Source organism: Vibrio sp. 970 (genome assembly GCF_033339075.1).
Genome location: NZ_JAWOTW010000002.1, coordinates 313,871 through 338,108, shown reverse-complemented (window position 1 = coordinate 338,108; position 24,238 = coordinate 313,871). Strand labels below are relative to the sequence as shown.

Sequence of the window (24,238 nt, the reverse complement as noted above, 5' to 3'; positions counted from 1 at the left end):
CTTATTTCAACACATGCGATGTACGAACATTTGGTTGGTCTCGCAGTACAACACATCGTCACGGATGACGATCAATTAGTCTTTGATGCTTTAAAACACAATGATGTCCAACACGCATGCCAAGCAATTAGGGAAGCTCAATCAGGGGAAGTAGAATTCCAACACCTGACGTTGAGATTTGGTATGCGTGGAGAACAAAGTGTCTATCAATTCAAACTCTCTGAACAAATGCAGTACTGCCTGGATTTGTTCAGTCTTTACCTTGCACTAAGACAAACACAATTTCAGTTAGAAGCCTTTCATCACGACTTGATTAGTAATGTTGTCGTGCCGATTCGCGTGGATGCATTACTTTGGGAGCCTGGGGTTTATTTTCTCGAACAGACGATTCAATTCCACTCTTCTGCTTTTCAACATGTGATTCCTTCTCTTCAAGCTGATGAAACGTTATGTGATAGTGATAAAGTCGCCACACTCACCAAAAAGTTAAAAGAGAATGCATATTCACTTTGGTTTGAAGTCGCGACATCGCAAGTGAACTTCGAGCGCGTCGCAGACTTTAGTCCCGATATGATCAAATTGTCAGTCACACTAGAGGATAAAGAAGAAAGACACGCTTTCCTACCTATTGCTAAGTTCTTAAGAAAGCATAAATATACTTGGGTTGCCGGACGTGTAGCGAGTCAAACGGAACTTAACCGCTATCGTTTATTGGGTGCCAGTTATTATTTTGGTTATTTCAGCGATATCCCAACCTCTCTCTCCTTTCAGTCTTTTGATGAGGAATAGTTGAAACTCAACCATTTATATTTAAAACAGCACGATTTATTCGTGCTGTTTTTTTATTTATAACGGATAACCACAAGATCATTGGGCAATAGTTTCTTTAACTTAACTAAAAAATTTAGGCTTATATGATGATTTTCCCGGTTTTCATGGAATACAAATCACTAAAAATCATCAATTTTTATCTTTTTTAGAAATTTTTTAATTTTCAAATTAATCATTAAAGCCGACCGACCGCCTCTAGTTAGTGACAAGGGAATATCCCGAGGCCTGAAAGATATAGTGACTAACTAAGGAGACTAAGATGGCTTTATCAATGCACACTAACTACGCTTCGCTTGTAACTCAAAACACAATGAACACAACAAGCGGACTTCTAAACACAGCAATGGAACGTCTAAGCACAGGCTACCGTGTGAACTCAGCTGCTGATGACGCTGCTGGTCTTCAAATTGCTAACCGTCTAGAAGCGCAAACACGCGGCATGTCAGTAGCAATGCGTAACGCACAAGACGGCATCTCTATGATGCAAACTGCTGAAGGTGCGATGGATGAAATGACAAACATCGTTTACCGTATGAACGACCTTGCTACACAATCGTTGAACGGTTCAAACAGTGCAACAGACCGTGCGTCTCTTAACAAAGAGTTCACACAGCTTACTGCAGAACTAAACAACATCGTAGACAACACTAAGTTCGGTGGTCAAAACCTTCTTAAAGGCGGCGGCTTCGGTGCAGGTGACGTAACATTCCAAATCGGTGCATCTTCTGCTGAAACATTGACTGTAAGTGCAAGCGCAGGTATCGGTGAAATCACTACTATTCTTGCTGATGCAGCAATTACAGATGGTATCGATGACGCGACTAAAGCAAAAGCAGCACTAGACAAAATCAGCGGCGCTGACGGTCTAGTAGAAAAAATTGGTAGCTCTCGTGCAGACTTCGGTGCGAACATCAACCGTCTTGAGCACACTATGGCTAACCTTGGTAACATGGTAGAAAACGTTACAGCATCTAAAGGTCGTATCATGGATACAGACTTTGCAGTAGAGTCTTCAAACATGACTAAGAACCAAATGTTGATGCAAGCAGGTACAACTGTTCTGTCTCAAACTAACCAGCTTCCAAGCATGGCAATGTCACTACTACGCTAATTACTTAGTTAATAGTGCGCTTAATTTAAATCGTCTTAATTATAAAGCCTTCCTATGGAAGGCTTTATTTTTATCTACGAATATAAATAGAGCTCGTATTATCTTTGTGAGATTCAGGTACTCTGAATCCGAATTTCAACATAATATTAAATAAAACCTTATTAAACAGTTCTAATTCTATCGTCTCTAATTTGCTTCCTATTTTACTATCTCTAAGTTCAGGAAAATTGAACTTAGCTTCCTTTAAGATACTAGCTATCTCATCAGAATTGATGCTCTGTTTACTTAATAGTTTTTTGTTAATGAACTCTTCATATGCACGAGCACATTTCATCAATCGTAACGCAAATTCATTCATAACTGACATTCTTTGAAACGTAAAAATTTAATTTTTAGTGAGAACACTTGCACGTCACACTATCAAAAATAATATCAGAACGTAATTAATGTACTCTGTAAGAATTATCTGAATCAAGCTGAAGTAAAGGCTGAATATAACGTCTAATTAAAACATCTCTCCTAATTAGAACCGTCAATACAATTAAATATTTTCTTTGTTTAGGTCGCCTTTTCTTATAAGGAAATTACTTTTTCCATGGAGGAAGGCGGAACAAACAAGGTGGAAACACCACTTCCTCCCAAGAAAACAAAATAGCTTTAAACCTTTGTTTTAGTTGAATTTAATATACGGCACGTATCTTGCCACTGATAATTAAACTAAGGCGTAGCATTCAAAGTATTCAAGCCAATAAGAGATGAGAGGAGCACACCTCATGAGTTCTTTAGACCCAGTAAAAATGGCAACCCAATTCGCACAATTGGACACAAACCCATTCAAAAACCGTTACCAAGCGCAAGCTAATGTGTACCAGTCACAACTGTCAGCTTTTAATAAAGTTGAAAGCGCACTACGTGATTTTCGTACTGCAATGAAAGAGATGAATAACAGCACAAACAGCATCATCAAAAACAGTGCGACACTCTCTCAAGAAGGTAACTTTACTGCAAACGCGGATGCTAAAGCGCTAACGGGTAACTATCAGATTTTTGTAGAAAAAGTGGCAACGGCGCATCAAGTATCTACAGGAATGCCGGCAGACCTTGAGGCAACGACAGAAGTACCAACAACTGGATCTTTAGAATTCACCATCAACGGTGAAACAATGACTCTAGACTTGTCCTCCGTTGATGTTAATGGTGACGGCACTGCAACGATCAGTGATTTAGCAAGCGCGATTAACAATCACACGGATAACCCTGGCGTTAACGCCACTCTAGTTCGCTCGAATGGTCAAACACACTTTATGCTATCGAGCACTGAGACTGGTGTCGAGAATAAGATCAACGTATCTGCAACGGGTACTGGCCAAACGTGGTTTGAAGACGCCTTCACCAACCTCAAGCAAATTAACGCTCCACAAGATGCGGTTATGTGGCTAGGTGCAAAAGACTCAGGCCTGAAACTAACCAACGCAAGTAATACTTTTGAAGGTGTCATCGACGGTGTTGACATTACCGTATCTAAACCGCAAGCCGCGGGAGATTCGCCAATCGGTTTAAAAATTGGAGCTGATAGCGAAGGCACTAAAGAACAACTAGATAAGTTTGTGGAAACCTACAATGCCCTTGTTTCGACTATCGATCAGTACACCCAAATTGGCGGTGAAGATCAGAAACGCGGCGTGCTCGCTAGCGACTCGACATTGCGTTCTATTGAGAGTCAGTTAACGGGGTTAATCCGAGGTGAACACAATGGTATGCGCCTAAGCGAAATCGGCGTGAGCCTAGACCGCAACGGTAAAATGAAAGTTGATCAAGAAAAGTTCAAAGAAGCTCAACAAACAAACAGCGCAGGCTTAGAGGCGTTGTTTAATGGGGATGACGCTTTGCTAGATTCTCTTGACGCAATGGTAGAGCCTTTCTTGAAGTTCTCATCAGGTACCTTCAGCACGCGTAAAGACGCAATACAGTCAAGCTTAGACCGAATCAAAGATAAACAAACCAATTTAGAGCGTAAGTACGAAATGTCGTACAACCGCTACCTCAAACAATTCACTCAAATGAATTCAATTATGACCCAAATGAACCAAACCATGTCCATGTTTAAAGCTCAAAAATAAGACATTTGGTTCCAAATTTAGGAGAAATATTCATGCTTATGGATTCTGGTTACGATTCGTACCAACAAGTCGATCTCGACGCTCAAGCGGCAGCAGCAAATCCACACCAATTGGTCATCATGTTAATCGATGGCCTACTCGATGAAGTTGAACGTATTCGCGGCCACCTAGCCGCAAATCGTTTGGCCGAGAAAGGGAATGGAATCAACAAATGCATGAACATCTTGATTGGACTAACAAGTGCTTTAGATGATGAAAACGGCGGTGAAATTGCGGAAAACCTACGCCAGCTATATGACTTCTGCCAAGTCGAACTTTATTACGCTAGCGTGCAAAACGATGCAAATCGCTTGGTTAACGTTGAGCGTGTAATGGGTAACATTCGTGAAGGTTGGATGAATTTTGGACAACAAGCATAAAGTATCGCCAGAGCGATTCCGTCATTTATCTCAGCTCATCCAGTTCGCCGCAAAAACGGCCGATTGGCATGCGCTCAAGCGGTACGACTTGCAGTTGCGAGAGCTTTTGATCAGTCACAAGCCTTTTTTGAAAGATCCTAAGCTTGCACCTGAAATCCAGCGAGCGAAAACAGTGCACGCTAATGCCTTCGCAGTATTAGAGAAGTCGACCAACGAGTTGAAAAAAGAGATGAACATGGTCAATGACCATCAAGAACGCGCTATGGCCTATCAATTAGCAATGACCATGGAGCTAACTCAATGATCATACCTTCTTCAACTCAGCACTCAGTTAATTCGCCAGCTAACAATGAGGGTCACATCAAGCAAGCGAGCTCGGTACACGGCTTTTCTCATGGTTTTAAATCAGGGAACAAGCAGAATGGTGAGCAAGACTTTAACTCTGCGTCAGAGGTACCGAGTTTTCACCTTACGGCCTCTACTTTGAACAGCGCAAACAAAGTACAAAGTCATGGTTTTGATACTGATGACCGCTCAGCTTCAGATCCGGATGCCAACTTGACCAGTACACCAGGGTTAACAGAATCGACTGATCTTGCAGCGCAAGCTCAAGCTTTAACCCAGGGTATGATTACCATGGCAGAGAAGCAGGCTGAGAAACTAGGAAAAGCGTCATCTTTAATGGCTGCGAGCGAAGTTAAGTCTGTTACTCAAGATTCGTCTAACGCCATGTTAAACACATCATCAAAACAAGATGTGAAGCAAAGTCTGCCGACTTCATCGAGTTCGCGTTTGCCTATCTCCGGTGCTGAGTTTCAAACTCTTTTGAATCAACCTGTTCAAGGGCAACCAACCGCCTCTCTACTTCAAGCACAAGCTCCTACAACACAACCTGCACATTCACCGGTTGCGACGAGTCATGTTCAAGCTCAAGGCTCTGAGTGGGCAGCGGTGCGTGTTGATACCACTGCCGGAAAGTGGGGGGAGCAAATGATGCAAGTATTACATGATCGCGTGACGCTCCAAGCTCAACAAAATGTACAAGAAGCAAAAATCCGCCTAGACCCACCAGACTTAGGGAAATTGGATTTACTTGTACGTGTTGAAGGTGACCGATTGAGTGTCCACATCAACGCCAATGCCGCAGCAACACGAGAAGCTTTAATGCAAGTTTCGGAACGATTGCGTACTGAGTTACAAGAGCAAAACTTCGTTCATGTCGATGTCAATGTTGGCTCTGATCAAAACCAAGGTCGAAATGACCCACATGCAAACGAAGAAGACGCCAATATTTTCGCCGCACGAGAATCTGGTGCATTCCAAACCACGACAACAACTAACTATTCAGAACACTGGCTAAGCACTCAAGCTTAGTGAATCTTCGAGGAAAAAGGTTATGACCAAACAACAAATGATCGCCCTGTTTATCGCCATGATCATCACCAGTGCCCTCGTTTCGGCCGTCACAATTATGGGCGGAATCTGGTACTTAAACAAACACGCTCAAGAGTCACCTGACTCTGGTTCACTGATCGAAGACTCTCCACTGTCTTTTTTGGTCACAGAACAACCGACAAGTAAAGGTCCTAGCTTCCATCCTTTGGACAAAGTCGTTTTGACCGTTAAAGGCAAGAAACAGACTCACTTTGTGATGCTAGAACTGGCAATTGAGACACGCCGTCCAGAGCGTATCAAAGAGATCGATGAATACATGCCTATGGTACAAAACTCTCTATTAAAACTGTTTAGCGACAAAACGTTTGATCAGTTACAGCAAGCGGGTGCCATCGATATTCTGCAAGACGAAGTGAAGCAAACGCTTCTACTCGCTTTTGCTAAAACAGACATCGTCCGAGAAATCGACGATGTTTTGTTGACTAAATATGTTGTGCAATAACGGAGCACAACCATGTTAGACATGAATGTACAAGACACTTACACCACAGAAGAGGAAGTGACAACACCGTCACGACCAATTGATGAAAACGCATTGCTACAACGTCATCAGGTCATGGTAAAACGCGTAGTTAACCAGCTGCGCGTTCATGCCACTTCTCACTGTAGTATTGAAGATATGCAGCAGATAGGCCTTATCGCTCTAGTCGAGGCTGGACGCCGATATGGCGATGTTGACGATCCTCACTTTCCTGCTTTCGCCGTTTGTCGAGTTCGGGGAGCTATTTTAGACGAATTACGCCGACTAGATTGGCGTTCACGTAAGACTCGTCAACAAGCCCACGAGCTCAACGACGTGACTCGAGATCTCACTCGAACGTTAGGTCGAATGCCAACGGATGCCGAAATCATCCAGGCTTTAGGGACGAATGAGCAAGATTATTACAACCGCCAAAATGCCGCTCTCGCAGGCGAGATGCAAAGCCTTGACCAACTGATGGAGAGCAGCGGTGATAGCTACATTGGCGGGCAATACGATGGCATGGAACATGAACATATTCGTCGTAGTTTAGACAGTGCTTTGGGTAAGTTACCTAAGCGCGATCAACTGCTCCTGACTCTGTTCTATCAACATGAACTCAACTTACACGAAATAGCTCTGGTATTGGATCTGACACCACCTCGTATATGTCAGCTTCACAAACAAGCGCTGAAACAACTCAACCAATTAATGTCCTCTTAGGAGTCACAAGATGCAAAAGTTTTTTGGAGTGCTCACTATCCTGGTGTGCGTCTTCGGTGGATATATGTGGGCCGGTGGTAGCTTAGGTGCTATCTGGCAGCCAGCCGAATTCCTTATCATTATTGGCGCCGCTGCTGGTTCTCTGATCATCGGTAATCCGCCTCATGTACTGAAAGAAATGCGTCGCCAAGTGCCAGCGACCATTAAAGGTCCAACAGAAGAGCATGAGTACTACATGGAATTAATGGCACTACTCAACAACTTGCTAGAGACAGCGAGAAACCGCGGATACAAGTTTCTGGATTCTCATATTGAGGCTCCGGAGCAAAGCTCTATGTTCCTCGCTTACCCGACGATCGCAGAAGATCATCGCCTAATTTCTTTCATTACTGACAATTTACGTTTAATGGCAATGGGACAGATGTCGCCTCATGAATTAGAGGGACTGCTAGAGCAAGAAATCGAAGCAATACAGAACGAAATGCTTTTACCTTCACGCTCACTACAGCGTACAGCAGAAGCACTACCTGGCTTCGGTATTCTTGCAGCAGTTGGTGGCATCATTATCACCATGCAAGCTATTGATGGCTCAATCGCTATGATTGGGTATCACGTTGCGGCAGCTCTCGTTGGTACATTCATTGGTATTTTCGGTTGTTACTGTGGCTTAGATCCACTAAGTAACGCCATGGCTCAGCGAGTAAAACGTAATATGACTGCTTTTGAATGCGTTCGTGCAACCTTGGTTGCCTACGTAGCGAAAAAGCCGACATTGCTCGCCATTGACGCTGGTCGTAAACATATTCAGCTAGACATCAAACCAACATTCAACCAAATGGAGAAGTGGTTAGCTGAACAGGAGGGATAATGCAAAAACAAGAGCATGTAGTGTTCAAACGTGCCAAAGTATACAGCCATGATGAGTCGTCTCATGGCGGCGCGTGGAAAGTCGCGTTTGCTGACTTCATGATCGCCCTAATGGCGCTGTTTCTTGTACTTTGGGTTATGCAGGTGGTAGACAAAGAAGAGCGTAAAGCGATTGTTGCCCACTTGCATAGTTCAAGCGTATTCGACAAGAGTTACGGCAACCCATTTGATACGTCACAAAGTATTTCTCCTATCGACTTGGCACAGGACTCTTCTGTGCCAAGTAAACACAACTCCAACCATGTGGTAAGCTCTTACTTCAAAGGTGATGGGGATGGACCAGAAATTGATTCTTTGATTCCTGGTAACTTCGATACTCAAGAGCAACTTGCCGCACTAGCGAAAGTAATTGAGCAAATGACTGCCCAAATTAATGCGCAGGGAAATGTAAACGTCACGGTGACACCACAAGGTTTGCGTATCGTCCTTCAAGATGATTACAAACAGCATATGTTCAGCCGTGGTGGTGCAGAACTTACTCCTTTTTTTGAAGATTTACTGCTCGCACTAGCACCTGTATTTCATCGTGTTAACAACCCTCTGATCATCAGCGGACACACAGATGCAATTCCATTTAAAAAGCGTTTTGGTCGTCAATCTAACTGGGCGTTATCAGCCTCTCGAGCAGACGTTGCAAGAAATACGTTAGTAGAAGGCGGTATGCCGGATGATAGAGTAATGCAGGTAACGGGTATGTCAGATAGAGCGCTGCTTAATCCTGATGAGCCAGATTCTAGCGAAAACCGTCGTATTGAGCTGTTTGTTTTAACGACTCCTGCCGCTAAAGTGCTTGAGACCCTTTTTGGCAACCACCAAGAAAGCGAACTGCAAAAAGCGAAAGAGAAGGCTGAATTCAACCAACCAGTCATTCGTCAAGAAGTCATCAATTACTCCGGCGATACCGCCACCAGCGAAGTAAAAATTCAAGAATTATAATCTTAAAAGGTCACCACTCTGATGGTGACCTCTCTAACCAAAGCCTCTGTTACTGTGACTTTTTAGTTGAGTTCTATATGCACATAACATCATCCGAAAAAAGAAAAAGCGACTTACTAAAGAAAGCCTTTTTATGGCTCATTGTCTTCGATTACCTTTTATTGGCGTTTTTCTTAACTCAGCTATCAAGTATGACACTAAACAGCGGAACCATGATCAGCTTGTTACTTGTTGTTTATAACGTCTTACTTGTTTCGCTATGTTTTCAACGAACCAACAAGCAGGACTCTTACATTATCTACCCTGTTTTGTCCGCAACGTTATTAGCATTTGTCTGCTTTCTTTACTTCTTTTTTTTAATTTAGCTACCCGACTCGACCATTGATTTTATTTTTACTGCTTTTTCGAAGTGGTCGAGCTGATGAGTCTGAATCCACCACGTAGCCGCTTCCATCAACAGCTCTGGGTCATCATTTTTATTAGCGAAAAACGCATAAAAAGAGAGACCAACCAATTCACCTTTACTCGCGATCTTTTTGTCACAGATCTCTATAATTTTGTCTCTCAGCGAAGCTCTCATTTCTAATCCCTTAACTTAGTACATACTCACTAACCATACGGTTGAAAGAAATCAAATCAAACGAGCCTTTAATTTCAAAACGCACTCTTCCCACCTCACTCATGAAGAACTCGATTTCACAATCCAAATCAAAAGTACCAGAGGTCTCGATAGAAAATGCATTGATCTTACTGTAAGGCAAAGAAGTGTAATCCACTTTTGAGCCGGTAATCCCTTGCACATTTGCCGCTATCACTCGCTTGTTCGTAAACACCACTTGGTCACGAACTGTTTTAAAAACAGCGAAAATAGTCTCACCATCAATCAAGAACTTAAGGAAGTCTTCTCTGGCATTAGAAACGTCAATCGGCTTAAGCTTAAATACAGAGGAATTGTCGAAATCAATCATAATTAATCCTTTGAGTGGGCGTTAGAACGAATTATCAACGTATCAGATAGCACCACTTTTGCCTACTCGCAACGCACGTTTCTGCTTGATTCGCCCAACAACGAAGCGTCACTCACTTCCACCCTTGCATCCATTGCTCAGAGTCTTTTAGGTCTTGCCAGTTCATCTCTCGGTCGCGTTTACTCATGACTGCCTCGATGACACATCTCACAACGTTACCATCTTCATCTAGTTCCATTTCCGTCACGACAAAATGCTTCTCTTTGTTTTTAGGTGAAATTGCCGTCCATTTACTGTGCAATAGTTTCTTAGGATGGATTCTGTTCATCGCATTGTACCAATTTAACTACCATGTTGATGTATACGACTGAATACCAAGAGAGAATCAGATTTTGTTTTTGCAAACCGACAAAAGATAAAACCGCAAAAGAGATCACTCCCTTTCGCGGCCCTAACTACAACCCGACTAGGTCTTCTGACCATTCAATCGAGGGTTTAAGTACTGACTTTGGAGCAACTGTAGCCCTTTACCGACCAGAACAATCACTACCGCGCCAATCAGGACAGGCGTGAAGAGAAAACTCCATCCCTGCCCAGACGCCATGATCAAAATTGGATTTGCCCCCGCAGGTGGATGAGTGGTCTTCGTAATCAGCATCGCAGACACACCTAGCCCCGTCGCAATCGCGAGCGTGACCGGCGTGACGTCAACATACTGGCTAAACGCAATACCGATAGATGCCGTGATGAAGTGACCAATGATCACGTTTTTTGGTTGAGCGAGAGGGCTGCTAGGCACCCCAAACACCAACACCGCCGTAGCACCAAATGGCGCCATGAGAAGTACTACCTCAGTAAGAGATACCTCGGCGTAAGACAACACACCAATAGCCAACGTAGCGCCAAGCCCGGCAACCAACGATAAAATTAAATTATTCATAAACACCTCAAAGTAGACCGAATTGTCTACAAATAAAATAGACAAATCTGTCTACCTTTGTCAATATGTGTTTATGGAACTTTTTGAGGACATAGTTATGAACAAAAAGAAACAGTTATTGATCGACACAGCTTTGTCACTGTTTTATAAACAAGGCATCAACTCTATTGGCATCAATGAAGTCCTCAATGTTTCCGGCGTGGCTAAACGCACGCTATATAACCATTTTGAGAGCAAAGAAGCACTTATCATCTCCGCATTAGAACAACGCCACGAAATATTTATGGAATGGTTGGAGGAAAAGCTTTCTTCAGCACAAACGTGCGCGGAGGTGATCGATCAGTTATTTACTGCACTCAACGGCTGGTTTCATGGCTCTGAAGAAAAATTGGGCGAGTTTCGCGGCTGCTTTTTCATCAATACGTCCGCGGAATTCAGTGACGACAGTGGCGAGATCGCAACGTATTGCCGCTACCATAAGCAGCAAGTCAGAGAGCTAATTCAACACTATCTCAAATCAGACAACGCTGCATTACTCGATGCCATTTGCATCATGAAAGAGGGCGCGATCACTACCGCTTACATGACGAAAGAGTACGACAACATCACGAAGAAATGCGTGACCATTTTGCACAAGCTTTAATGCGTTCAGGTATAGTCATTTGCGGATTAAGTATTCAAACGAAAGGCACCAATCGGTGCCTTTCGTTTTAGTTAGTGATTGTACTTACAGCTCGTGCTCGGTACGAGCAATGATATCGTCTTGAGCATCTGGTGATAGCGCGGTGAAGAAGGCTGAGTAGCCTGCAACTCGCACAACAAGATCACGATATTGTTCAGGGTTCTTCTTCGCAGCTAGCAAGGTCTCACGAGAGACGATGTTGTACTGCACGTGCCAACCTTTGTGGTGGTTGAAGAAGGTGCGAATCAACATAGAGAGCTTGAGCTTATCCCCTTCAGACTCAACCGCTGCTGGGCTTAACTTCTGGTTAAGCAGCACGCCACCAAGGATCTTATTCGCTTGGATCTTACCGACCGAGTTGTACACAGCTGTTGGACCTAAACGGTCAGAGCCAGAGGATGGGCTTGCACCTTCTGCCAGTGGTGTTTTCGCTTTACGACCGTCTGGCGTTGCCATAGTTGAAGCGCCAAATGGGACGTTTGCCGAGATACTTGATGTACCTGCGTAGTAACCTCCGCCAATTGGACCACGCCCATGACGCGTATTAACGAACTGCTCTAGCTCATCAATGTACACTTGGTACGCGTCTGCCAGTAGTTGATCTACCGCATCATCATCGTTACCGTATTTTGGTGCAAAGTTGATAAGACGTTGGCGAAGCTGTTCGTTCTCCATGCCGTCGAAATCTTCTGCCAATGCTTTTGCTAGCTGTTGTTGTGAGATAAGGGGCTGAGTGATTTGCGCATCATCGAAAACAAGGTGCTTGATAGCTGCTAGGCTATTACCTAAGTTTGCGATACCGACTTGTAAGCCAGATACCCAATCGTATTTCGCACCACCCTCTTTCACGGTTTTACCGCGAGCCAAACAGTCATCCACCAGCGTTGAACAGAAGATGTCTTGTGCCTGCTGTTCAAGCACGCTGTCCACTACCGTATCAATCTCAATCGATTTACGGGTGTAGTAGCGGATTTGCTCTGCCCAAGAAGCTGTCACTTGCTCAAAGTTCTCAAAGTTGCCTTTTGCTAATGACTTATCGTGCGGCAAGAAAGCTTTACCCGTTGTTGCATCCACACCTTCGTTCAATGAAGCAAGCAAGATACGAGCGAAGTTAATGAAGCTCATACCCGTACAACGGTAACCCCATTTGCCCGGAACCGCCGTCTCGATACAGCCGATAGATGCGTAGTTGTAAGCGTCTTCTTTCTCTACGCCAAGCTTGATGAATTCAGGAATAACAATCTCATCGTTGTTGAACGCTGGCATACCGAAGCCGCATTTAATCACTTCGATACAACCCATTAAGAACTCTTGGTTCAAACCTTCGTGGTAACGCACACTCAAGTTAGGTTGCGTCGAACGCAACTGACCACAAGATTCCAGAATCGCCCAAGAAAGAGGATTCACTGCGTCTTCAGGCTCACCCTTTTCATTCAACTTCTGACCGCCGATACACACGTTTTGATACAGCGGAGAACCTGCCGATGCTTTCGAGTGAGCACCAGAGCGAATCTTGTTTACTTCAAGCAGCTTCAACCAACAGCTTTGTAAAAGCTCTAATGCAAAGTCTTTCTCAATCGTGCCATTTTCGATATCACGAACATAAAATTCGTTGAGGAATTGGTCCATACGACCGAAAGAAACCGAGTGACCATTCGATTCGATTTGTAGCATCAACTGAACGAAATAGCTCAACTGCAGTGCTTGCCAGAAGTTTTCTGGTGCGTGGCTCGCGACATGACGACAGTTTGCCGCAATGCTTTCTAATTCAGCTTTGCGCAGCGGGCGCGTCTCTTCTAGCGCCATTTTTGCTGCTAATTCAGCGTAGCTCACCATGTGGTCTTGAATGGCAAGCAGTACAATTTCGACCGATTTGTAGAACTGCTCTTTCTTCAAGCCTTCAAAGGTCGAAACATCATTGTTAGCACGGTGCTGACGAACATCCTCTAACAAGCCGTTCATGCCTAGCTTCAATATTTTCTCGTTATCCACCGCAAGGTGCGCGTCACCCGAAGTCATGTTGCCTTCAGCTTTAATAATGGTGCTGGCTAAGATTTCTTGCTGCTCATCAGTGAACAAGCCATAACAACGGTCTTGAACGGTTTTACCGCGCCAGTACGGTGTGATGCTGTGAATGCTTTGCTTATCTTCTTCAGTGACCGCAAAGCCTGCACCAGGGCGGTCGGCTAGCTCATCAATTTCCGCTTCAATCCAACGCACTGTGTATTCTGGGAAAATAGGCGCAGCGCGCACTTTGCTCGCTTGGTTACCGACGATTAACTCATCGTGTTTAATCCAAATCGTACGAGTGCTTAAGTGTTCTTGCAGTGCTAGCGCACGTTGGACAATCACAGGTTTGTCTTCGTTTGCTTGATAAGCACGAGTGTATGCCTCTGCACGCTCGGTACAGACAGGTGGCGTTACGATGTTTACCAGTGCCGATTTGTGCGCTTTGATACGCTCAGGAAGGTAATTCAGGTCCATAGTTAACCTCTTACAATCACGTTAAGTTGGGTGTTTTCGCTTGCGTATTGCATGGCGCTTTCTAGCAGTTCTGGTTTGTTTAATGGCTTGTCAGAACACTCGTAAGGCATATCGAGCAAACGGTATTTATTGATGCCGAGCGTGTGGTACGGCAGCAAGTGAAGTTCTTGGCAGCTTTCTAGTGAAGCCGCAAAATCGATGATGTCTTTCAACTCTTCGATGGTGTCATTGAACCCCGGCACAACGGGAACGCGAATCACAATGCGTTTCGCGATAGGTGCCAGTTTTCGGAAATTGTCTTTGATGCGTTTTAGTGAACCTTTCGCCCAGCTAAGAAACTTTTCTTCATCGGTGTGTTTTAAATCCGCCAACCAACAATCAATATGCGGCGCGGCTTTTTCGACGTTCTTCCACGGCACATGCATACACGATTCAATGGCGGTAGAGACTTGGTTGTCATGCAGACGCTGCGCGAGTTCTGCCACTAAATCCGCTTGCATGAGTGGCTCACCACCGGAGAAGGTCACGCCACCTTGGCTTTGGTCATAGAAAGGTTTGTCTTTCATTAAGGTGTCGAACAGCATGTCTGATTTCGCCTCTTCACCGCAGACGGTCAGTGCTTGCGTAGGACAGACGTTTCGCAGCGCGATCAGTTGGTCTTCTTTGATGGTTTTGCGATTGATGATGATCTGGTTGTCGATGCGTTGAATACCATCACCCATCGTTTCACTACCCGCAGTGTTTAGAGTTGTGGCTTGATAAGCAGAAACGCACAGCTGGCAATCTTCCATGCAGCTTCGCTGATCAAACAACAGTGAATACTTTTCGCTGCGGCTTTCTGGGTTTTGACACCAAGGACAAGACAAGCTGCATCCTTTAAGAAAAAGAATGGAACGAATGCCATCACCATCATGGGTAGAGAATCGTTGAATATTGAAATACATCTCTGCTTGCCTCTTGGTCTGTGCTACCGCTATTTACTTAATTCGTTTCTTTTGCTCGTTGAGTCTTATGAACAGCTTTTCTGTTTTCTAACTGAAAGCTTCATTTGAGCGTTTACAAGTTTCACTTAACTTTCATTTAATGAAATTATTATAGCTTCAAATGAAATTTCAATTGATCAAAATCAAGATCTCGTTCGATTGTCAGATCTATAGTGATCCCATCATCAAAACGAAGATTTTGTTTAAGGTAGAAACCATGATCGAACTTTATTTAGATACTGCTGATGTGGCAGAAGTAAAACGCTTTAACCAATGCCTACCGCTAAAAGGCGTGACGACAAACCCAAGCATTTTGGCGAAGTCAAAACAGGGACTGAATGAAACCCTAGCAGGCATGCAAGAAGCACTTGGCGGGACACCTCGCTTTCACGCTCAAGTAGTGAGTTCAACCGTCGAAGGCATGGTGGCAGAAGCACGCCAATTGAATGAATTGCCTTACGACATGGTGGTAAAAGTGCCAGCAACAGAAACAGGCTTAGCTGCAATTAAGCTAATGAAAAAAGAGGGAATTCAGGTTCTTGCTACCGCTATCTATTCAGCTCAACAAGGTTTCCTTGCAGCACTGTGCGGTGCAGACTACCTAGCACCTTACGTAAACCGCATTGATACGATGAACGGCAACGGTGTTGAAGTGGTCGCGGATCTTCAATTGTTGCTCGATCAAAACCAACGACCAGCGAAGATTTTGGCAGCCAGTTTCAAGAATACTCAACAAGCGATGGAGGTGATGAAACTGGGCATCGAAGCCATTACATTGCCAACTGATGTGGCGGCACAAATGTTCGCACATCCAGCAGTAAAACCGGCGGTTGAACAGTTCGATAAAGACTGGAAAGAGACGTTCGGCGAGAAACTTTCATTTGAAAGCTAATTAAAAGTAGCAGCTAGACCTTTCAATGAATAATAAAGGGAATCTTAACTCACCCTGTGCGCCGGTGAGTTTAAGGTTCCCTTTTGTATTTCATATAAAGAGGTGAGGTTTACAGCAGTTCTCTATTGGTCAGTGACCAAAGGTACAGGCGCTTGAGTAAACTAATTTTGAACCTCTTACGAATACCTCGTTTGGAATAGCGGAGTCGGTCTGGTAGCGCAATAGCTTTCATCTCGGTTTTCATTTCTTTTCTATCCACCAACACAGTAGACCTCCGATGCAGTAAGCCAGCAGATCTTTCCAATCAAATGTAGCGCCCAAAATCACTGCCAGAGGCGATGAAGATTCGATACCAAGCCAAGCTGCGACCTGTAACAATTGCCCTAACTCAACAGCAAACGCAATCAACACCACCAATGAAACCAGCCAGTTAACAGGCATAGAGAACATACTTGCAAGAAAGTAGTAGAGCCAAACCACAACGAGAACATCACCAAATGTCGGGCGAATAAAGTTGTCTCGAACATAGAGTGCAATAACGACCAATGCGATAAAACACACCAAGCTTTTCAGTCCATTTTTTGCAGAAAATCGCAGGTAGATAGCGGACGTCTCTTCCACCATATCGCTTGGCTGACCAGCAAGAGTGACTCGTTTAAACATCTTCACGATTCGCCTTTGCACTTTCTTCTGCTTTCTTATTTCGTGCGTACCAGTCGATGTTGCGTGTAATGACCATAGTGAAGCTCAAAATCGCAAAACACAGTAATGTCCCCATGACCAATGCGTAACTCTCTGCTTGTAGCAAGCCAAACAGTAATCCGTAGAGAGTGAGCAAACACGCTCCAAATATCGCGCCGTGTTTGGTGTTGCTCAACATACCGCTCACGTACACACTTAAAAGCCAGGTCGATGCAACTGCCGACACCACATATGCCCAGTTAAAGCCGAGGTGTTCACTCATCGAAATCAGCAACAGATAGAAAAGTGCTAAAGCCAGACCAATAAAGCCGTATTGCACTGGGTGAACCGGACGCGCTTGGAACAGCTCCAGTAAGAAAAAACTCGCAAACACTAATGTGATAACCAACAGTGAATAGTTCACAGCTCGGTGAGACTTCAAATAGTGATCAACAGGGTCAATCAAATCTACGCCCATTTGTCGCTGTTCAAGCTCGTGACAAGCGTGATTCGATGACAAACAGCTTTGGAACAGCTGCGCGATATTGGTTGAGAAGTTGTTGCTCGCCCATTGCGCGTTAAATCCATCTTCAGATACCTCTGACGACACCGGTAAGTAATCACCAATAAAGCTTGGATGTGCCCAAGTTGAAGAGAGTTCAACCGTTGTTTGACTGCCGATTGGTGTGACTTGAAGCTGACCCATCCCTTGCAGCAAGAAGTTAAGATCGAATGCCAAAGGTTGTTCTGCGTTTACGTCTGCAAGTGTCAGATCGCTGTGGAAGCCTTGTGGCAACTGATTTAACCCCGTTCCCGGTGCGACTTCGATGTCAGCACTCGCCATGGTCATGTCATCCAAACGAATCAATCCACGGCTGTCTTCAATGCCAACCACTAGGCTCATGTTTTCAATATCAAGCCCCTGCAACGCCGCGAGATCGTCTGCATCAAAAGCGCCTTTCAGTGCCACTTGTGCTTTGTATAAACGCGCGCGGTAAATGCCTCGGTACTTTTCAAAACTGTCCAGATTCGCGCTCATATCAAAAGTGCTAGGTAAAAGAAATTTACGACGCTCTTTAATCTGTACTTTGTCATCTCGGTAACTGGTTTCGGTGTAGTTAACCATGATGAATGGACCAATGATGCGCTGTTCGCCGCTGCTGCTGCGTGCGATGTCGTTTCTGACTTCATCTTGGCGATATGAGCGTTCTGAGATCAGTCCTGTGACCATTGAAAGCGGGATTTGCAGTAAGACAAACAAAAACAGCACGAAGGCGAACTTCGTGCCGAGTTGGTTATTGAGGATCTTTTTCATGTTTCATTCTCCATTTGCTGATGGAAGTAATCTAAATCAGCAATTTGGAGAACGAATGGAGCTAATGTGGAGTTTCTATGGAGTTGGTAAAATCAGGGTCACTTTCACGCCAGCATCGACGTTTTCGACTTGCAACTGACCTTTGTGCAGCTTGATCACTTGCTCAACAAAATTCAGCCCGAGCCCAGTGCTCTTAACACCATTTTCCCGAGCGAGGGAGTAGAAGCGCTCGGTTAAACGAGGCAATGCATAGTCGGGAATGTGAGGACCTGAATTGAAAATCGACAGGCACACCTTTTCTTTCGTGACCTCAGTTTTCCATTCAATGCATCCCTCTGAATGAACAAAATCCAGCGCATTGTCCATCAGGTTAAAAACGGCTTGTTTCAGTAAGAAGGCATCACCAAGTACGGAGAGATGGTCATCAATTTGGATTTTGGCAGTGACCGACTTAGCACTCAAACGCGCATCCGCCGACTCAACCACTTCATTGACCATTTGTTCTAGCGAGATAGCTTCGACTTGTTCTAACTCGGGGCGCTTTTCAAGACGAGCCAGTTCGAGCAACTTATCAATCAATGACTGCATGCGGTCGCTTTCTCGCTCAATGTTGCCAGCAAAGCGCGTGACCTTTTCTTCAGGCAACGGCATTTGCAATATTTCACTCGCGCCTTTAATCGCTGATAACGGGCTTTTCAGCTCATGAGTCAGCGTCTGTACGTACTCTTCCACATACTGCTTACCATCGAGCTGATTGCGCATTTTCTCTAATGCATCACTTAGCGTGCCGTACTCATAAAAGATACGAAATGTCGGCTTAGAGACCTTTTTGCCCTCACCCATTTTGGTCGCGTAGTCTTCTAGCTTGTTCAATGCCGAGTGAATTCGCCAAGCAAACAATGCCCCTGCCAATAGCACTAAACCACTCATCCATACCATCCAAAACAGCACATTGCGTTTAGAAAGATCGATGAAGGGTTGTACTGAGCGATTGGATTTTGCCACCGTCACGCTGCCAATGATTTCGCCTTTGTGGTAGATGGGCGCAGCAACGTGCATGACGGTTGAGAGCGGATCTTTCGGGTCTTCGATGGTACTGCGCGCGCCGTATTGACCACGCAACGTGAGATACACATCGTTCCATTGCGAGTAGTCTTTGCCTACGTCTTGCTGCCAAGAATCCGCAATCACAATGCCTTGTTTATCGGTGATGTAAATTCGATGATTAATCGCTTTTTTGCCAATTTCCCAAATGCGCGCTTGAGGTTCTCGCTGCCCATAAGCCGCTAGCAGTTTGGAGAAGCGACTCTCAGACAACTTTCCGTTTGCAACGTCCTCTTCTGCCAATACCGCGAGCAAGTTCGCCATATCCACTAGCGTCTCTTCGGTGGTTTGGCGCACGGTTGGCTTAAGTTCTTGGACAACGGTTTTGCTCACCATGTAAGCCGTCATTCCGACTAAGATAAAGTAGAGAAAAAACAGTCTGAGTCCAAGAGGGATCTTCGGCCAGCGGTTCATCATTCACCTTTAATGCAGTAAAAGTAACCAAAGCCACGCTTGGTACAGATGCGTTCAGACATCTCAAACGGCTTCAACTTATGGCGAATGGCTTTGATATGGGTATCGATATTACGCTCATATGCAGCCTCTGGCGCCATGTCTGCCGCGATCATAAGTTGCTCTCGACTCAATACATTGGAAGAGACGGAAATCAGCTTATCGAGGATCTTAAATTCCACCGCAGTTAACCCAAGCATTTGCCCGCCAACACCGTAGTCAAAGTTCTGCGCAACCAAATCTTGACTAAATTGAGGTTGATCTGGAACAGCCACAGGCTCTGGTTTGTGCTCCATCATTGGCGCTTTAGCTTTGATTCGAAGTTTAATGCGAGCCAACATTTCGCGCGGGCTAAATGGCTTAGTCACGTAATCATCCGCGCCAATCTCCAAGCCCACGACGCGGTCAATTTCATCGCTTCTTGCGGTGAGAAAGATAATGGGGATATCAGAAAACTCACGGATGGTTTTGCACAATTCAAAACCATTGCCATCCGGTAAGCCTACGTCTAAGACAAGTAACGCTGCGGAGTTGTGCTGTAAAAAAGCTAAGCCCTCTCCTGCTGTTGCAAACCACTCTGCGTGGTAGCCATCCATCTCTAATACATGAATCAGGTTCTCTGCGATAGCAGATTCATCCTCGATAATAAGGACGGTGGGTTGTTCGCTCAATGTCTTAGCCTCATTGGCGGTGTTTATCTTTATATTGGTATTATCACTTAATTTGGGGCCAAGGCTAGTGGATTGATGCAGCAAAGGCGCAGTTCGTGGATAATACTAATCAAACACACTTCTATTCAGCATAATAAATTTATCACTTAGATTAATGAGTCACCACAATTGTGAATACAATGATTTCAACCATTGATATGAACAGTGTTCATTTTAAACTCAAGTTATCAATTCGATTTTATTTAAAGGACAGTCACTGATGAAAAGAGCGCTAATCCCCCTGGCTTTACTGACTTTGCTCTCAGGTTGCGCCAGCATGTCTCCGGATGAGTGCAAAACGGCAAACTGGTACAACGTAGGTTATCAAGATGGCCGAGATGGCAACGATCCAAACATTATCAATAGCTATACCGAAGACTGTGGTGAAGCGGGTGTGACACCCGACCGAGCGAAATGGAAAGAAGGCTTTGATAAAGGCACTATCCAATATTGCTCACCAGACAATGGGTACACTGTCGGTATCGAAGGCAAAGAATATTACGGTGTATGCAGCAGCAAAGAGTTTATTGAGAACTACCAGTTAGGTCATCAAGAATATCAACGCCAGCAACGCATCCAACAAATCGATACTGAAATCTCGGTCATCGATAATCAGCTTGATGGCAATCCAGACAAAGATAATGCCAAGAGACTGAAAGAGAAGAGAAAGCGATTGGCTGACGAGCGTTCAAGCCTCTTGTCGCCAACCATCAACTTGAATCTGAATTTCTAAATCGATTGGATTTAGCTTCTAAAAATTCATGGCCCTAACTCAGTTCTAGGGTCATGAATTGACTGTTCGGATCGAGTTCGTAATCCCCGAACGGCTCGCAGTACACAAAGCCATGCTTTTCATACAACAGGCGCGCTGGTTTAAAAAACTCCATCGAGCCCGTTTCTAAACTCAAGCGCTGCAAACCTTTTTGCTTCGCTTGCTCAATCACATGAATCAATAATTGAGATGCCACACCTTGGTTTCTTGCCGTAGGCGTGGTGCGCATGGATTTCAGCTCCGCGTGTTGGTCATCCAACTCTTTAATCGCCGCACACCCAAGCAGTTGCTCACCTTTCCATCCGGTCCAAAACGTCACTTCTGGCGCTTTGAGCTTATCTAAATCTAACGCATGCACGCTTTCTGGTGGTGACGTGGCGTACATGTCCTGTAAATGTCCTTCCAACAGCGCTATCACTTGCGGCCGTTCTAAATTGTCGATTTCAATCCTCATCTTTCCATCCTTGGTTTTTCCTAGCTAAAGCGGCTGTCTCATAATGTGTTGCGGTCCAACGGGGCCGCCGTGGTAAAGCTCATTGGTATCTTCAAACCCTGATTTTAAATAGCACTGATAAGCAGGTATGTTGCGGCAATTCACAGTGAGATAAAGCGCATCAAACTCGGGATAATGGCGTTTGGCGAAATTGGCAAACTGTTGAATGGCTCGCTTGGCGATGCCTTTGCCTTGATGACGGTGATCCACCAGCAAAGCACGCACGCCTAAACTGTTTTTCGGGCAAAAATCGTATTTCTCGCTGTAAGCTGCATCAAATAGAAAAAAGCCAACCACGTCATCGTCCGCCAGAATCAGATGCGGAAGCTCTGTAGGTTCAAGACGCGTAAGCATTTCACCCACATCCGCGACCGTAAACTGCGATTGCTCTTCTAGCACGCTAAGTTCGCAAGTTTGTTCATGTCGCTCAGGCGAATACTTTTCAATGGTAATCATAATCTTCCTTGTTGTTTTTATGCTCAATTCATACAGGGTATGTCGTAAATAGAAATACCTGGTGTCGTAAATAGAAATACCTGGTGTCGTATTTCCCACTCGCAGGCAAACGTTTAGCACTCTATTATCCTCGCCATTCGATAGAGAGGTTTCCATGTCCCGTTTTTTACTTTGCAGTTTTGCACTCGTCTTACTCTACCCTACTGCCATTGATTTGTATCTTGTTGGTTTGCCTCAAATTGCGTCAGATCTCAACGCCAGTGAATCTCAGTTGCATATTGCGTTTTCGATCTATTTAGCTGGCATGGCTACCACGATGTTATTCGCGGGAAAAATTGCAGACTCTGTGGGACGAAAGCCCGTTGCCGTCGTCGGCGCGATGATCTTCGTGCTCGCATCTTTTCTCGGCAGGATGGCCGAGCAACCAAACACTTTCTTGATTGCTCGCTTTTGCCAAGGCATCGGTGCTGGATCTTGCTATGTCGTTGCGTTCGCGATTTTACGCGACACGTTAGACGATGAACGCCGCGCGAGAGTATTGTCGATGCTCAATGGCATCACCTGTATCATTCCAGTGATCGCACCCGTGATTGGTCACTTGATTATGCTGAAATTTCCTTGGCCGAGTTTGTTTACCACAATGGCAGGAATGGGCATTCTCGTCAGTGTATTGGCCATTTTTGTTCTCAAGGAATCACTACCCAGCCAACAAGGTGAAGAGCAGACAGCGCCAGAGAGCCATCAAGAGACTTTCTTCGAGCGATTTTTTATCAGTAGGCTGATCATTACTGCACTTGGAGTGACCACCATTCTGACCTTTGTTAACGCTTCACCAATTGTCGTGATGAGCATGCTTGGTTTTGATCGCGGTGGCTATTCTTCCATCATGGCTGGGACTGCGACGATCAGTATGTTGATTTCGTTCTCGGCGCCATTGGCATTGGGGATTTTTAAGCAGCGAACCTTATTGATGACCTCTCAAGTATTGCTCGCGTGTGCAGGCATCGTGCTCAGTGCTGCCCATTTCCATGATGGACAACCTTTTTACTATGTGTTCGGACTTGGGCTGATTTGCGCTGGCTTCGCTTGTGGCTTTGGCGTGGCCATGAGCCAAGCGCTCAGCCCATTCTCTCAACAAGCTGGCGTGGCGAGCTCACTACTGGGCATTGCTCAAGTTTGTAGTTCCGCGTTCTATATTTGGTTTATAGGTTTCATCGGCGTTAGTGCACTGAATATGTTGGTGTTTATCTTAGTGTTAGGTAGCGTAATCAGCCTTGCTCTAATACTATTGATTCCAAAGCCTGTTCACGATACCCATTATGAAGAAATCCCTAGCGCGACTTGATTTAAACTTACTGTTCACTCTGCAATTATTGCTGCAAGAGCAAAGCGTCTCGAAAGCCTCGAAAAAGCTGAACGTTACGCCCTCTACCGTAAGTAAGTCGCTCAACAAACTTCGTCATTGGTTCGATGATCCTTTGTTTGTCAAAACACCTAAAGGTCTTGCGCCAACGCCTTTGGCACAAAGCATGGAGCAAGATCTCGCAGAATGGCTGCAAATTGGCAGCCAAATTGCAGAAAAACGCAGCGATATTACGCCTAAAGGAGTGCGTTTTGATATCACGATTGAGTCGCCATTAGTGCTCACGGTGCTGGACAGACTCATCGTCGCTATCCACCAGCGATACCCTGAAGCGAAAGTAAAAACCAGTAACTGGGATTACGATTCACTCGACGCCATCATTCGAGGAGAGGCGGATATCGGTTTTACCGGCCGAGAGAGTCACCCGAGATCGAAAGAGTCGTTGGATCTTCTGCCTTATTTCTTGGATTTTGAGATTCTATTTTATGACCTGCCGATGGTGTATTTACATAAAGATCATCCGGCATTACAGCAAGAGTGGAATCTCGAGACCTTTCTGAGCTACCAACACATCAATATTGTTTGGGAAAAAAGTGAAACTTGGGCGTTGGATGAAGTATTAACGGAACTAGGGCTACAGCGCTCTATCGGGCTGACGATGTCCAACTTTGAGCAATCTCTTTTTATGGCAGCGCAGCCGACGCATGACATGATCACCACCGCGCCGCACTATTGCAAAAGTTACACAGAAAAGCTGCATCTCGATTTGGTGTGCTTGCCAATTCCGTTAGACAAAACTCAACAAGACAAGTTACTGATTCCATTTACCATGATTTGGCATAAACGCAATGCGTACAACCCCAAATTGCTATGGTTGAAAAACACCATTAAGTCATTGTACAAACAACCTTCCCAACCACAGTAAGACTCAGGCTAAGGTCAGGTTTTCTCTGGTTATTT

29 protein-coding genes are annotated in these 24,238 nt (G+C 44.8%); 16 read left to right on the top strand and 13 right to left on the bottom strand.

Annotation, left to right across the window (positions count from 1 at the left end):
* Positions 1–18 precede the first annotated feature (18 nt).
* A complete protein-coding gene (locus tag R7Q11_RS04055; RefSeq protein ID WP_017633491.1) occupies positions 19–789 on the top strand; it encodes an EAL domain-containing protein in 771 nt (256 codons plus the stop codon).
* A gap of 301 nt (positions 790–1,090) precedes the next feature.
* Positions 1,091–1,942, top strand: a complete 852-nt coding sequence (lafA, locus tag R7Q11_RS04050) for a lateral flagellin LafA (protein ID WP_005375019.1) — start codon at positions 1,091–1,093, stop codon at positions 1,940–1,942.
* A 70-nt stretch (positions 1,943–2,012) separates the two neighbouring features.
* On the opposite strand, the gene R7Q11_RS04045 is transcribed toward lafA, so the two are convergent.
* Positions 2,013–2,300 carry a hypothetical protein gene (locus R7Q11_RS04045; RefSeq protein WP_005375016.1) on the bottom strand — a complete coding sequence of 96 codons (288 nt, stop codon included), beginning with the start codon at positions 2,298–2,300 and terminating at the stop codon, positions 2,013–2,015.
* A 415-nt stretch (positions 2,301–2,715) separates the two neighbouring features.
* On the opposite strand from R7Q11_RS04045, the gene fliD reads away from it, so the two are divergent.
* The 9 genes from fliD to R7Q11_RS04000 all read left to right on the top strand — a co-directional run bounded on the left by fliD (position 2,716) and on the right by R7Q11_RS04000 (position 9,347).
* Positions 2,716–4,062: a flagellar filament capping protein FliD gene (fliD, locus tag R7Q11_RS04040; RefSeq protein ID WP_225466212.1), complete on the top strand. Its 1,347-nt coding sequence runs from the start codon at positions 2,716–2,718 to the stop codon at positions 4,060–4,062.
* Positions 4,063–4,094: 32 nt separating this feature from the next.
* Positions 4,095–4,481 carry a flagellar export chaperone FliS gene (fliS, locus tag R7Q11_RS04035; RefSeq protein ID WP_005375014.1) on the top strand — a complete coding sequence of 129 codons (387 nt, stop codon included), beginning with the start codon at positions 4,095–4,097 and terminating at the stop codon, positions 4,479–4,481.
* Complete coding sequence (locus R7Q11_RS04030) at positions 4,465–4,785, top strand: hypothetical protein (protein WP_005375013.1); 321 nt, start codon at positions 4,465–4,467, stop codon at positions 4,783–4,785. Before fliS ends, R7Q11_RS04030 begins: the two co-directional genes overlap by 17 nt.
* Positions 4,782–5,855 carry a flagellar hook-length control protein FliK gene (locus R7Q11_RS04025; protein WP_054579362.1) on the top strand — a complete coding sequence of 358 codons (1,074 nt, stop codon included), beginning with the start codon at positions 4,782–4,784 and terminating at the stop codon, positions 5,853–5,855. The genes R7Q11_RS04030 and R7Q11_RS04025 overlap by 4 nt, the downstream gene beginning before the upstream one ends.
* Before the next feature lie 22 nt (positions 5,856–5,877).
* Positions 5,878–6,378: a flagellar basal body-associated protein FliL gene (gene fliL, locus R7Q11_RS04020; RefSeq protein ID WP_005375011.1), complete on the top strand. Its 501-nt coding sequence runs from the start codon at positions 5,878–5,880 to the stop codon at positions 6,376–6,378.
* A gap of 12 nt (positions 6,379–6,390) precedes the next feature.
* Positions 6,391–7,119, top strand: coding sequence for a FliA/WhiG family RNA polymerase sigma factor (locus tag R7Q11_RS04015; protein ID WP_005375008.1), 729 nt, complete (start codon positions 6,391–6,393; stop codon positions 7,117–7,119).
* 10 nt (positions 7,120–7,129) lie between these two features.
* Entirely contained in the window at positions 7,130–7,987 is an 858-nt protein-coding gene (gene motA, locus R7Q11_RS04010) for a flagellar motor stator protein MotA (protein WP_005375006.1), read from the top strand.
* Positions 7,987–8,982: a flagellar motor protein MotB gene (locus tag R7Q11_RS04005; RefSeq protein WP_115386813.1), complete on the top strand. Its 996-nt coding sequence runs from the start codon at positions 7,987–7,989 to the stop codon at positions 8,980–8,982. Before motA ends, R7Q11_RS04005 begins: the two co-directional genes overlap by 1 nt.
* Before the next feature lie 77 nt (positions 8,983–9,059).
* Positions 9,060–9,347 carry a hypothetical protein gene (locus tag R7Q11_RS04000; protein ID WP_005375002.1) on the top strand — a complete coding sequence of 96 codons (288 nt, stop codon included), beginning with the start codon at positions 9,060–9,062 and terminating at the stop codon, positions 9,345–9,347.
* On the opposite strand, the gene R7Q11_RS03995 is transcribed toward R7Q11_RS04000, so the two are convergent.
* From R7Q11_RS03995 to R7Q11_RS03980, 4 genes are all read right to left on the bottom strand, one after another.
* Complete coding sequence (locus R7Q11_RS03995; protein ID WP_065275490.1) at positions 9,344–9,562, bottom strand: DUF6500 family protein; 219 nt, start codon at positions 9,560–9,562, stop codon at positions 9,344–9,346. The two genes, R7Q11_RS04000 and R7Q11_RS03995, sit on opposite strands and share 4 nt — an antisense overlap.
* A 10-nt stretch (positions 9,563–9,572) precedes the next feature.
* The gene (locus tag R7Q11_RS03990) at positions 9,573–9,950 is read right to left on the bottom strand and encodes a PH domain-containing protein (protein WP_054865779.1); all 378 of its coding nucleotides are present in this window, start codon (positions 9,948–9,950) and stop codon (positions 9,573–9,575) included.
* Positions 9,951–10,062: 112 nt separating this feature from the next.
* A complete protein-coding gene (locus R7Q11_RS03985) occupies positions 10,063–10,278 on the bottom strand; it encodes a TIGR02450 family Trp-rich protein (RefSeq protein ID WP_005374999.1) in 216 nt (71 codons plus the stop codon).
* Positions 10,279–10,416: 138 nt separating this feature from the next.
* Entirely contained in the window at positions 10,417–10,890 is a 474-nt protein-coding gene (locus tag R7Q11_RS03980) for an HPP family protein (protein WP_005374998.1), read from the bottom strand.
* A gap of 97 nt (positions 10,891–10,987) precedes the next feature.
* Here R7Q11_RS03980 and R7Q11_RS03975 point away from each other — a divergent pair, with 97 nt between their 5' ends.
* The gene (locus tag R7Q11_RS03975; RefSeq protein WP_225466211.1) at positions 10,988–11,533 is read left to right on the top strand and encodes a TetR/AcrR family transcriptional regulator; all 546 of its coding nucleotides are present in this window, start codon (positions 10,988–10,990) and stop codon (positions 11,531–11,533) included.
* Between the two features lie 84 nt (positions 11,534–11,617).
* On the opposite strand, the gene R7Q11_RS03970 is transcribed toward R7Q11_RS03975, so the two are convergent.
* Positions 11,618–14,056: a formate C-acetyltransferase/glycerol dehydratase family glycyl radical enzyme gene (locus tag R7Q11_RS03970; protein ID WP_213904639.1), complete on the bottom strand. Its 2,439-nt coding sequence runs from the start codon at positions 14,054–14,056 to the stop codon at positions 11,618–11,620.
* A 2-nt stretch (positions 14,057–14,058) separates the two neighbouring features.
* Positions 14,059–15,000 (bottom strand): glycyl-radical enzyme activating protein, encoded by a 942-nt coding sequence (locus R7Q11_RS03965; RefSeq protein WP_053307942.1) that lies wholly within the window; start codon positions 14,998–15,000, stop codon positions 14,059–14,061.
* Positions 15,001–15,256: 256 nt separating this feature from the next.
* Here R7Q11_RS03965 and R7Q11_RS03960 point away from each other — a divergent pair, with 256 nt between their 5' ends.
* Positions 15,257–15,931, top strand: a complete 675-nt coding sequence (locus tag R7Q11_RS03960) for a fructose-6-phosphate aldolase (RefSeq protein WP_225466210.1) — start codon at positions 15,257–15,259, stop codon at positions 15,929–15,931.
* A gap of 240 nt (positions 15,932–16,171) precedes the next feature.
* Here R7Q11_RS03960 and R7Q11_RS03955 read toward each other — a convergent pair whose 3' ends face one another.
* From R7Q11_RS03955 to R7Q11_RS03940, 4 genes are all read right to left on the bottom strand, one after another.
* On the bottom strand, positions 16,172–16,600 hold the full coding sequence (locus tag R7Q11_RS03955; RefSeq protein WP_186585089.1) for a DUF2809 domain-containing protein: 429 nt from the start codon (positions 16,598–16,600) through the stop codon (positions 16,172–16,174).
* Positions 16,587–17,927 (bottom strand): cell envelope integrity protein CreD, encoded by a 1,341-nt coding sequence (gene creD / locus R7Q11_RS03950; protein WP_213904640.1) that lies wholly within the window; start codon positions 17,925–17,927, stop codon positions 16,587–16,589. The genes R7Q11_RS03955 and creD overlap by 14 nt, the downstream gene beginning before the upstream one ends.
* 75 nt (positions 17,928–18,002) lie before the next feature.
* Positions 18,003–19,445, bottom strand: coding sequence for a two-component system sensor histidine kinase CreC (creC, locus tag R7Q11_RS03945; RefSeq protein WP_225466240.1), 1,443 nt, complete (start codon positions 19,443–19,445; stop codon positions 18,003–18,005).
* On the bottom strand, positions 19,445–20,155 hold the full coding sequence (locus tag R7Q11_RS03940; protein ID WP_206953150.1) for a response regulator: 711 nt from the start codon (positions 20,153–20,155) through the stop codon (positions 19,445–19,447). The genes creC and R7Q11_RS03940 overlap by 1 nt, the downstream gene beginning before the upstream one ends.
* A 259-nt stretch (positions 20,156–20,414) precedes the next feature.
* Between R7Q11_RS03940 and R7Q11_RS03935 the strand changes: the two genes are divergently transcribed.
* Entirely contained in the window at positions 20,415–20,927 is a 513-nt protein-coding gene (locus R7Q11_RS03935; RefSeq protein ID WP_005374970.1) for a DUF2799 domain-containing protein, read from the top strand.
* A 34-nt stretch (positions 20,928–20,961) separates the two neighbouring features.
* Here R7Q11_RS03935 and R7Q11_RS03930 read toward each other — a convergent pair whose 3' ends face one another.
* A complete protein-coding gene (locus R7Q11_RS03930; protein WP_005386911.1) occupies positions 20,962–21,420 on the bottom strand; it encodes a GNAT family N-acetyltransferase in 459 nt (152 codons plus the stop codon).
* 24 nt (positions 21,421–21,444) lie between these two features.
* Positions 21,445–21,915, bottom strand: coding sequence for a GNAT family N-acetyltransferase (locus R7Q11_RS03925; protein ID WP_054579371.1), 471 nt, complete (start codon positions 21,913–21,915; stop codon positions 21,445–21,447).
* 154 nt (positions 21,916–22,069) lie between these two features.
* On the opposite strand from R7Q11_RS03925, the gene R7Q11_RS03920 reads away from it, so the two are divergent.
* Both R7Q11_RS03920 and yidZ read left to right on the top strand, forming a co-directional pair.
* Entirely contained in the window at positions 22,070–23,260 is a 1,191-nt protein-coding gene (locus tag R7Q11_RS03920; protein WP_225466209.1) for an MFS transporter, read from the top strand.
* Positions 23,235–24,203, top strand: a complete 969-nt coding sequence (gene yidZ, locus R7Q11_RS03915; protein WP_171345523.1) for an HTH-type transcriptional regulator YidZ — start codon at positions 23,235–23,237, stop codon at positions 24,201–24,203. Before R7Q11_RS03920 ends, yidZ begins: the two co-directional genes overlap by 26 nt.
* Positions 24,204–24,238: the final 35 nt, after the last annotated feature.

Coding starts and splice junctions, on each gene's coding strand:
- R7Q11_RS04055 (WP_017633491.1), top strand. CDS start 19: ATGTACGAACATTTGGTTGGTCTCGCAGTACAACACATCGTCACGGAT.
- lafA (WP_005375019.1), top strand. CDS start 1,091: ATGGCTTTATCAATGCACACTAACTACGCTTCGCTTGTAACTCAAAAC.
- R7Q11_RS04045 (WP_005375016.1), bottom strand. CDS start 2,300: ATGAATGAATTTGCGTTACGATTGATGAAATGTGCTCGTGCATATGAA.
- fliD (WP_225466212.1), top strand. CDS start 2,716: ATGAGTTCTTTAGACCCAGTAAAAATGGCAACCCAATTCGCACAATTG.
- fliS (WP_005375014.1), top strand. CDS start 4,095: ATGCTTATGGATTCTGGTTACGATTCGTACCAACAAGTCGATCTCGAC.
- R7Q11_RS04025 (WP_054579362.1), top strand. CDS start 4,782: ATGATCATACCTTCTTCAACTCAGCACTCAGTTAATTCGCCAGCTAAC.
- fliL (WP_005375011.1), top strand. CDS start 5,878: ATGACCAAACAACAAATGATCGCCCTGTTTATCGCCATGATCATCACC.
- R7Q11_RS04015 (WP_005375008.1), top strand. CDS start 6,391: ATGTTAGACATGAATGTACAAGACACTTACACCACAGAAGAGGAAGTG.
- motA (WP_005375006.1), top strand. CDS start 7,130: ATGCAAAAGTTTTTTGGAGTGCTCACTATCCTGGTGTGCGTCTTCGGT.
- R7Q11_RS04005 (WP_115386813.1), top strand. CDS start 7,987: ATGCAAAAACAAGAGCATGTAGTGTTCAAACGTGCCAAAGTATACAGC.
- R7Q11_RS04000 (WP_005375002.1), top strand. CDS start 9,060: ATGCACATAACATCATCCGAAAAAAGAAAAAGCGACTTACTAAAGAAA.
- R7Q11_RS03995 (WP_065275490.1), bottom strand. CDS start 9,562: ATGAGAGCTTCGCTGAGAGACAAAATTATAGAGATCTGTGACAAAAAG.
- R7Q11_RS03990 (WP_054865779.1), bottom strand. CDS start 9,950: ATGATTGATTTCGACAATTCCTCTGTATTTAAGCTTAAGCCGATTGAC.
- R7Q11_RS03985 (WP_005374999.1), bottom strand. CDS start 10,278: ATGAACAGAATCCATCCTAAGAAACTATTGCACAGTAAATGGACGGCA.
- R7Q11_RS03980 (WP_005374998.1), bottom strand. CDS start 10,890: ATGAATAATTTAATTTTATCGTTGGTTGCCGGGCTTGGCGCTACGTTG.
- R7Q11_RS03975 (WP_225466211.1), top strand. CDS start 10,988: ATGAACAAAAAGAAACAGTTATTGATCGACACAGCTTTGTCACTGTTT.
- R7Q11_RS03970 (WP_213904639.1), bottom strand. CDS start 14,056: ATGGACCTGAATTACCTTCCTGAGCGTATCAAAGCGCACAAATCGGCA.
- R7Q11_RS03965 (WP_053307942.1), bottom strand. CDS start 15,000: ATGTATTTCAATATTCAACGATTCTCTACCCATGATGGTGATGGCATT.
- R7Q11_RS03960 (WP_225466210.1), top strand. CDS start 15,257: ATGATCGAACTTTATTTAGATACTGCTGATGTGGCAGAAGTAAAACGC.
- creD (WP_213904640.1), bottom strand. CDS start 17,927: ATGAAAAAGATCCTCAATAACCAACTCGGCACGAAGTTCGCCTTCGTG.
- creC (WP_225466240.1), bottom strand. CDS start 19,445: ATGAACCGCTGGCCGAAGATCCCTCTTGGACTCAGACTGTTTTTTCTC.
- R7Q11_RS03935 (WP_005374970.1), top strand. CDS start 20,415: ATGAAAAGAGCGCTAATCCCCCTGGCTTTACTGACTTTGCTCTCAGGT.
- R7Q11_RS03930 (WP_005386911.1), bottom strand. CDS start 21,420: ATGAGGATTGAAATCGACAATTTAGAACGGCCGCAAGTGATAGCGCTG.
- R7Q11_RS03925 (WP_054579371.1), bottom strand. CDS start 21,915: ATGATTACCATTGAAAAGTATTCGCCTGAGCGACATGAACAAACTTGC.
- R7Q11_RS03920 (WP_225466209.1), top strand. CDS start 22,070: ATGTCCCGTTTTTTACTTTGCAGTTTTGCACTCGTCTTACTCTACCCT.
- yidZ (WP_171345523.1), top strand. CDS start 23,235: ATGAAGAAATCCCTAGCGCGACTTGATTTAAACTTACTGTTCACTCTG.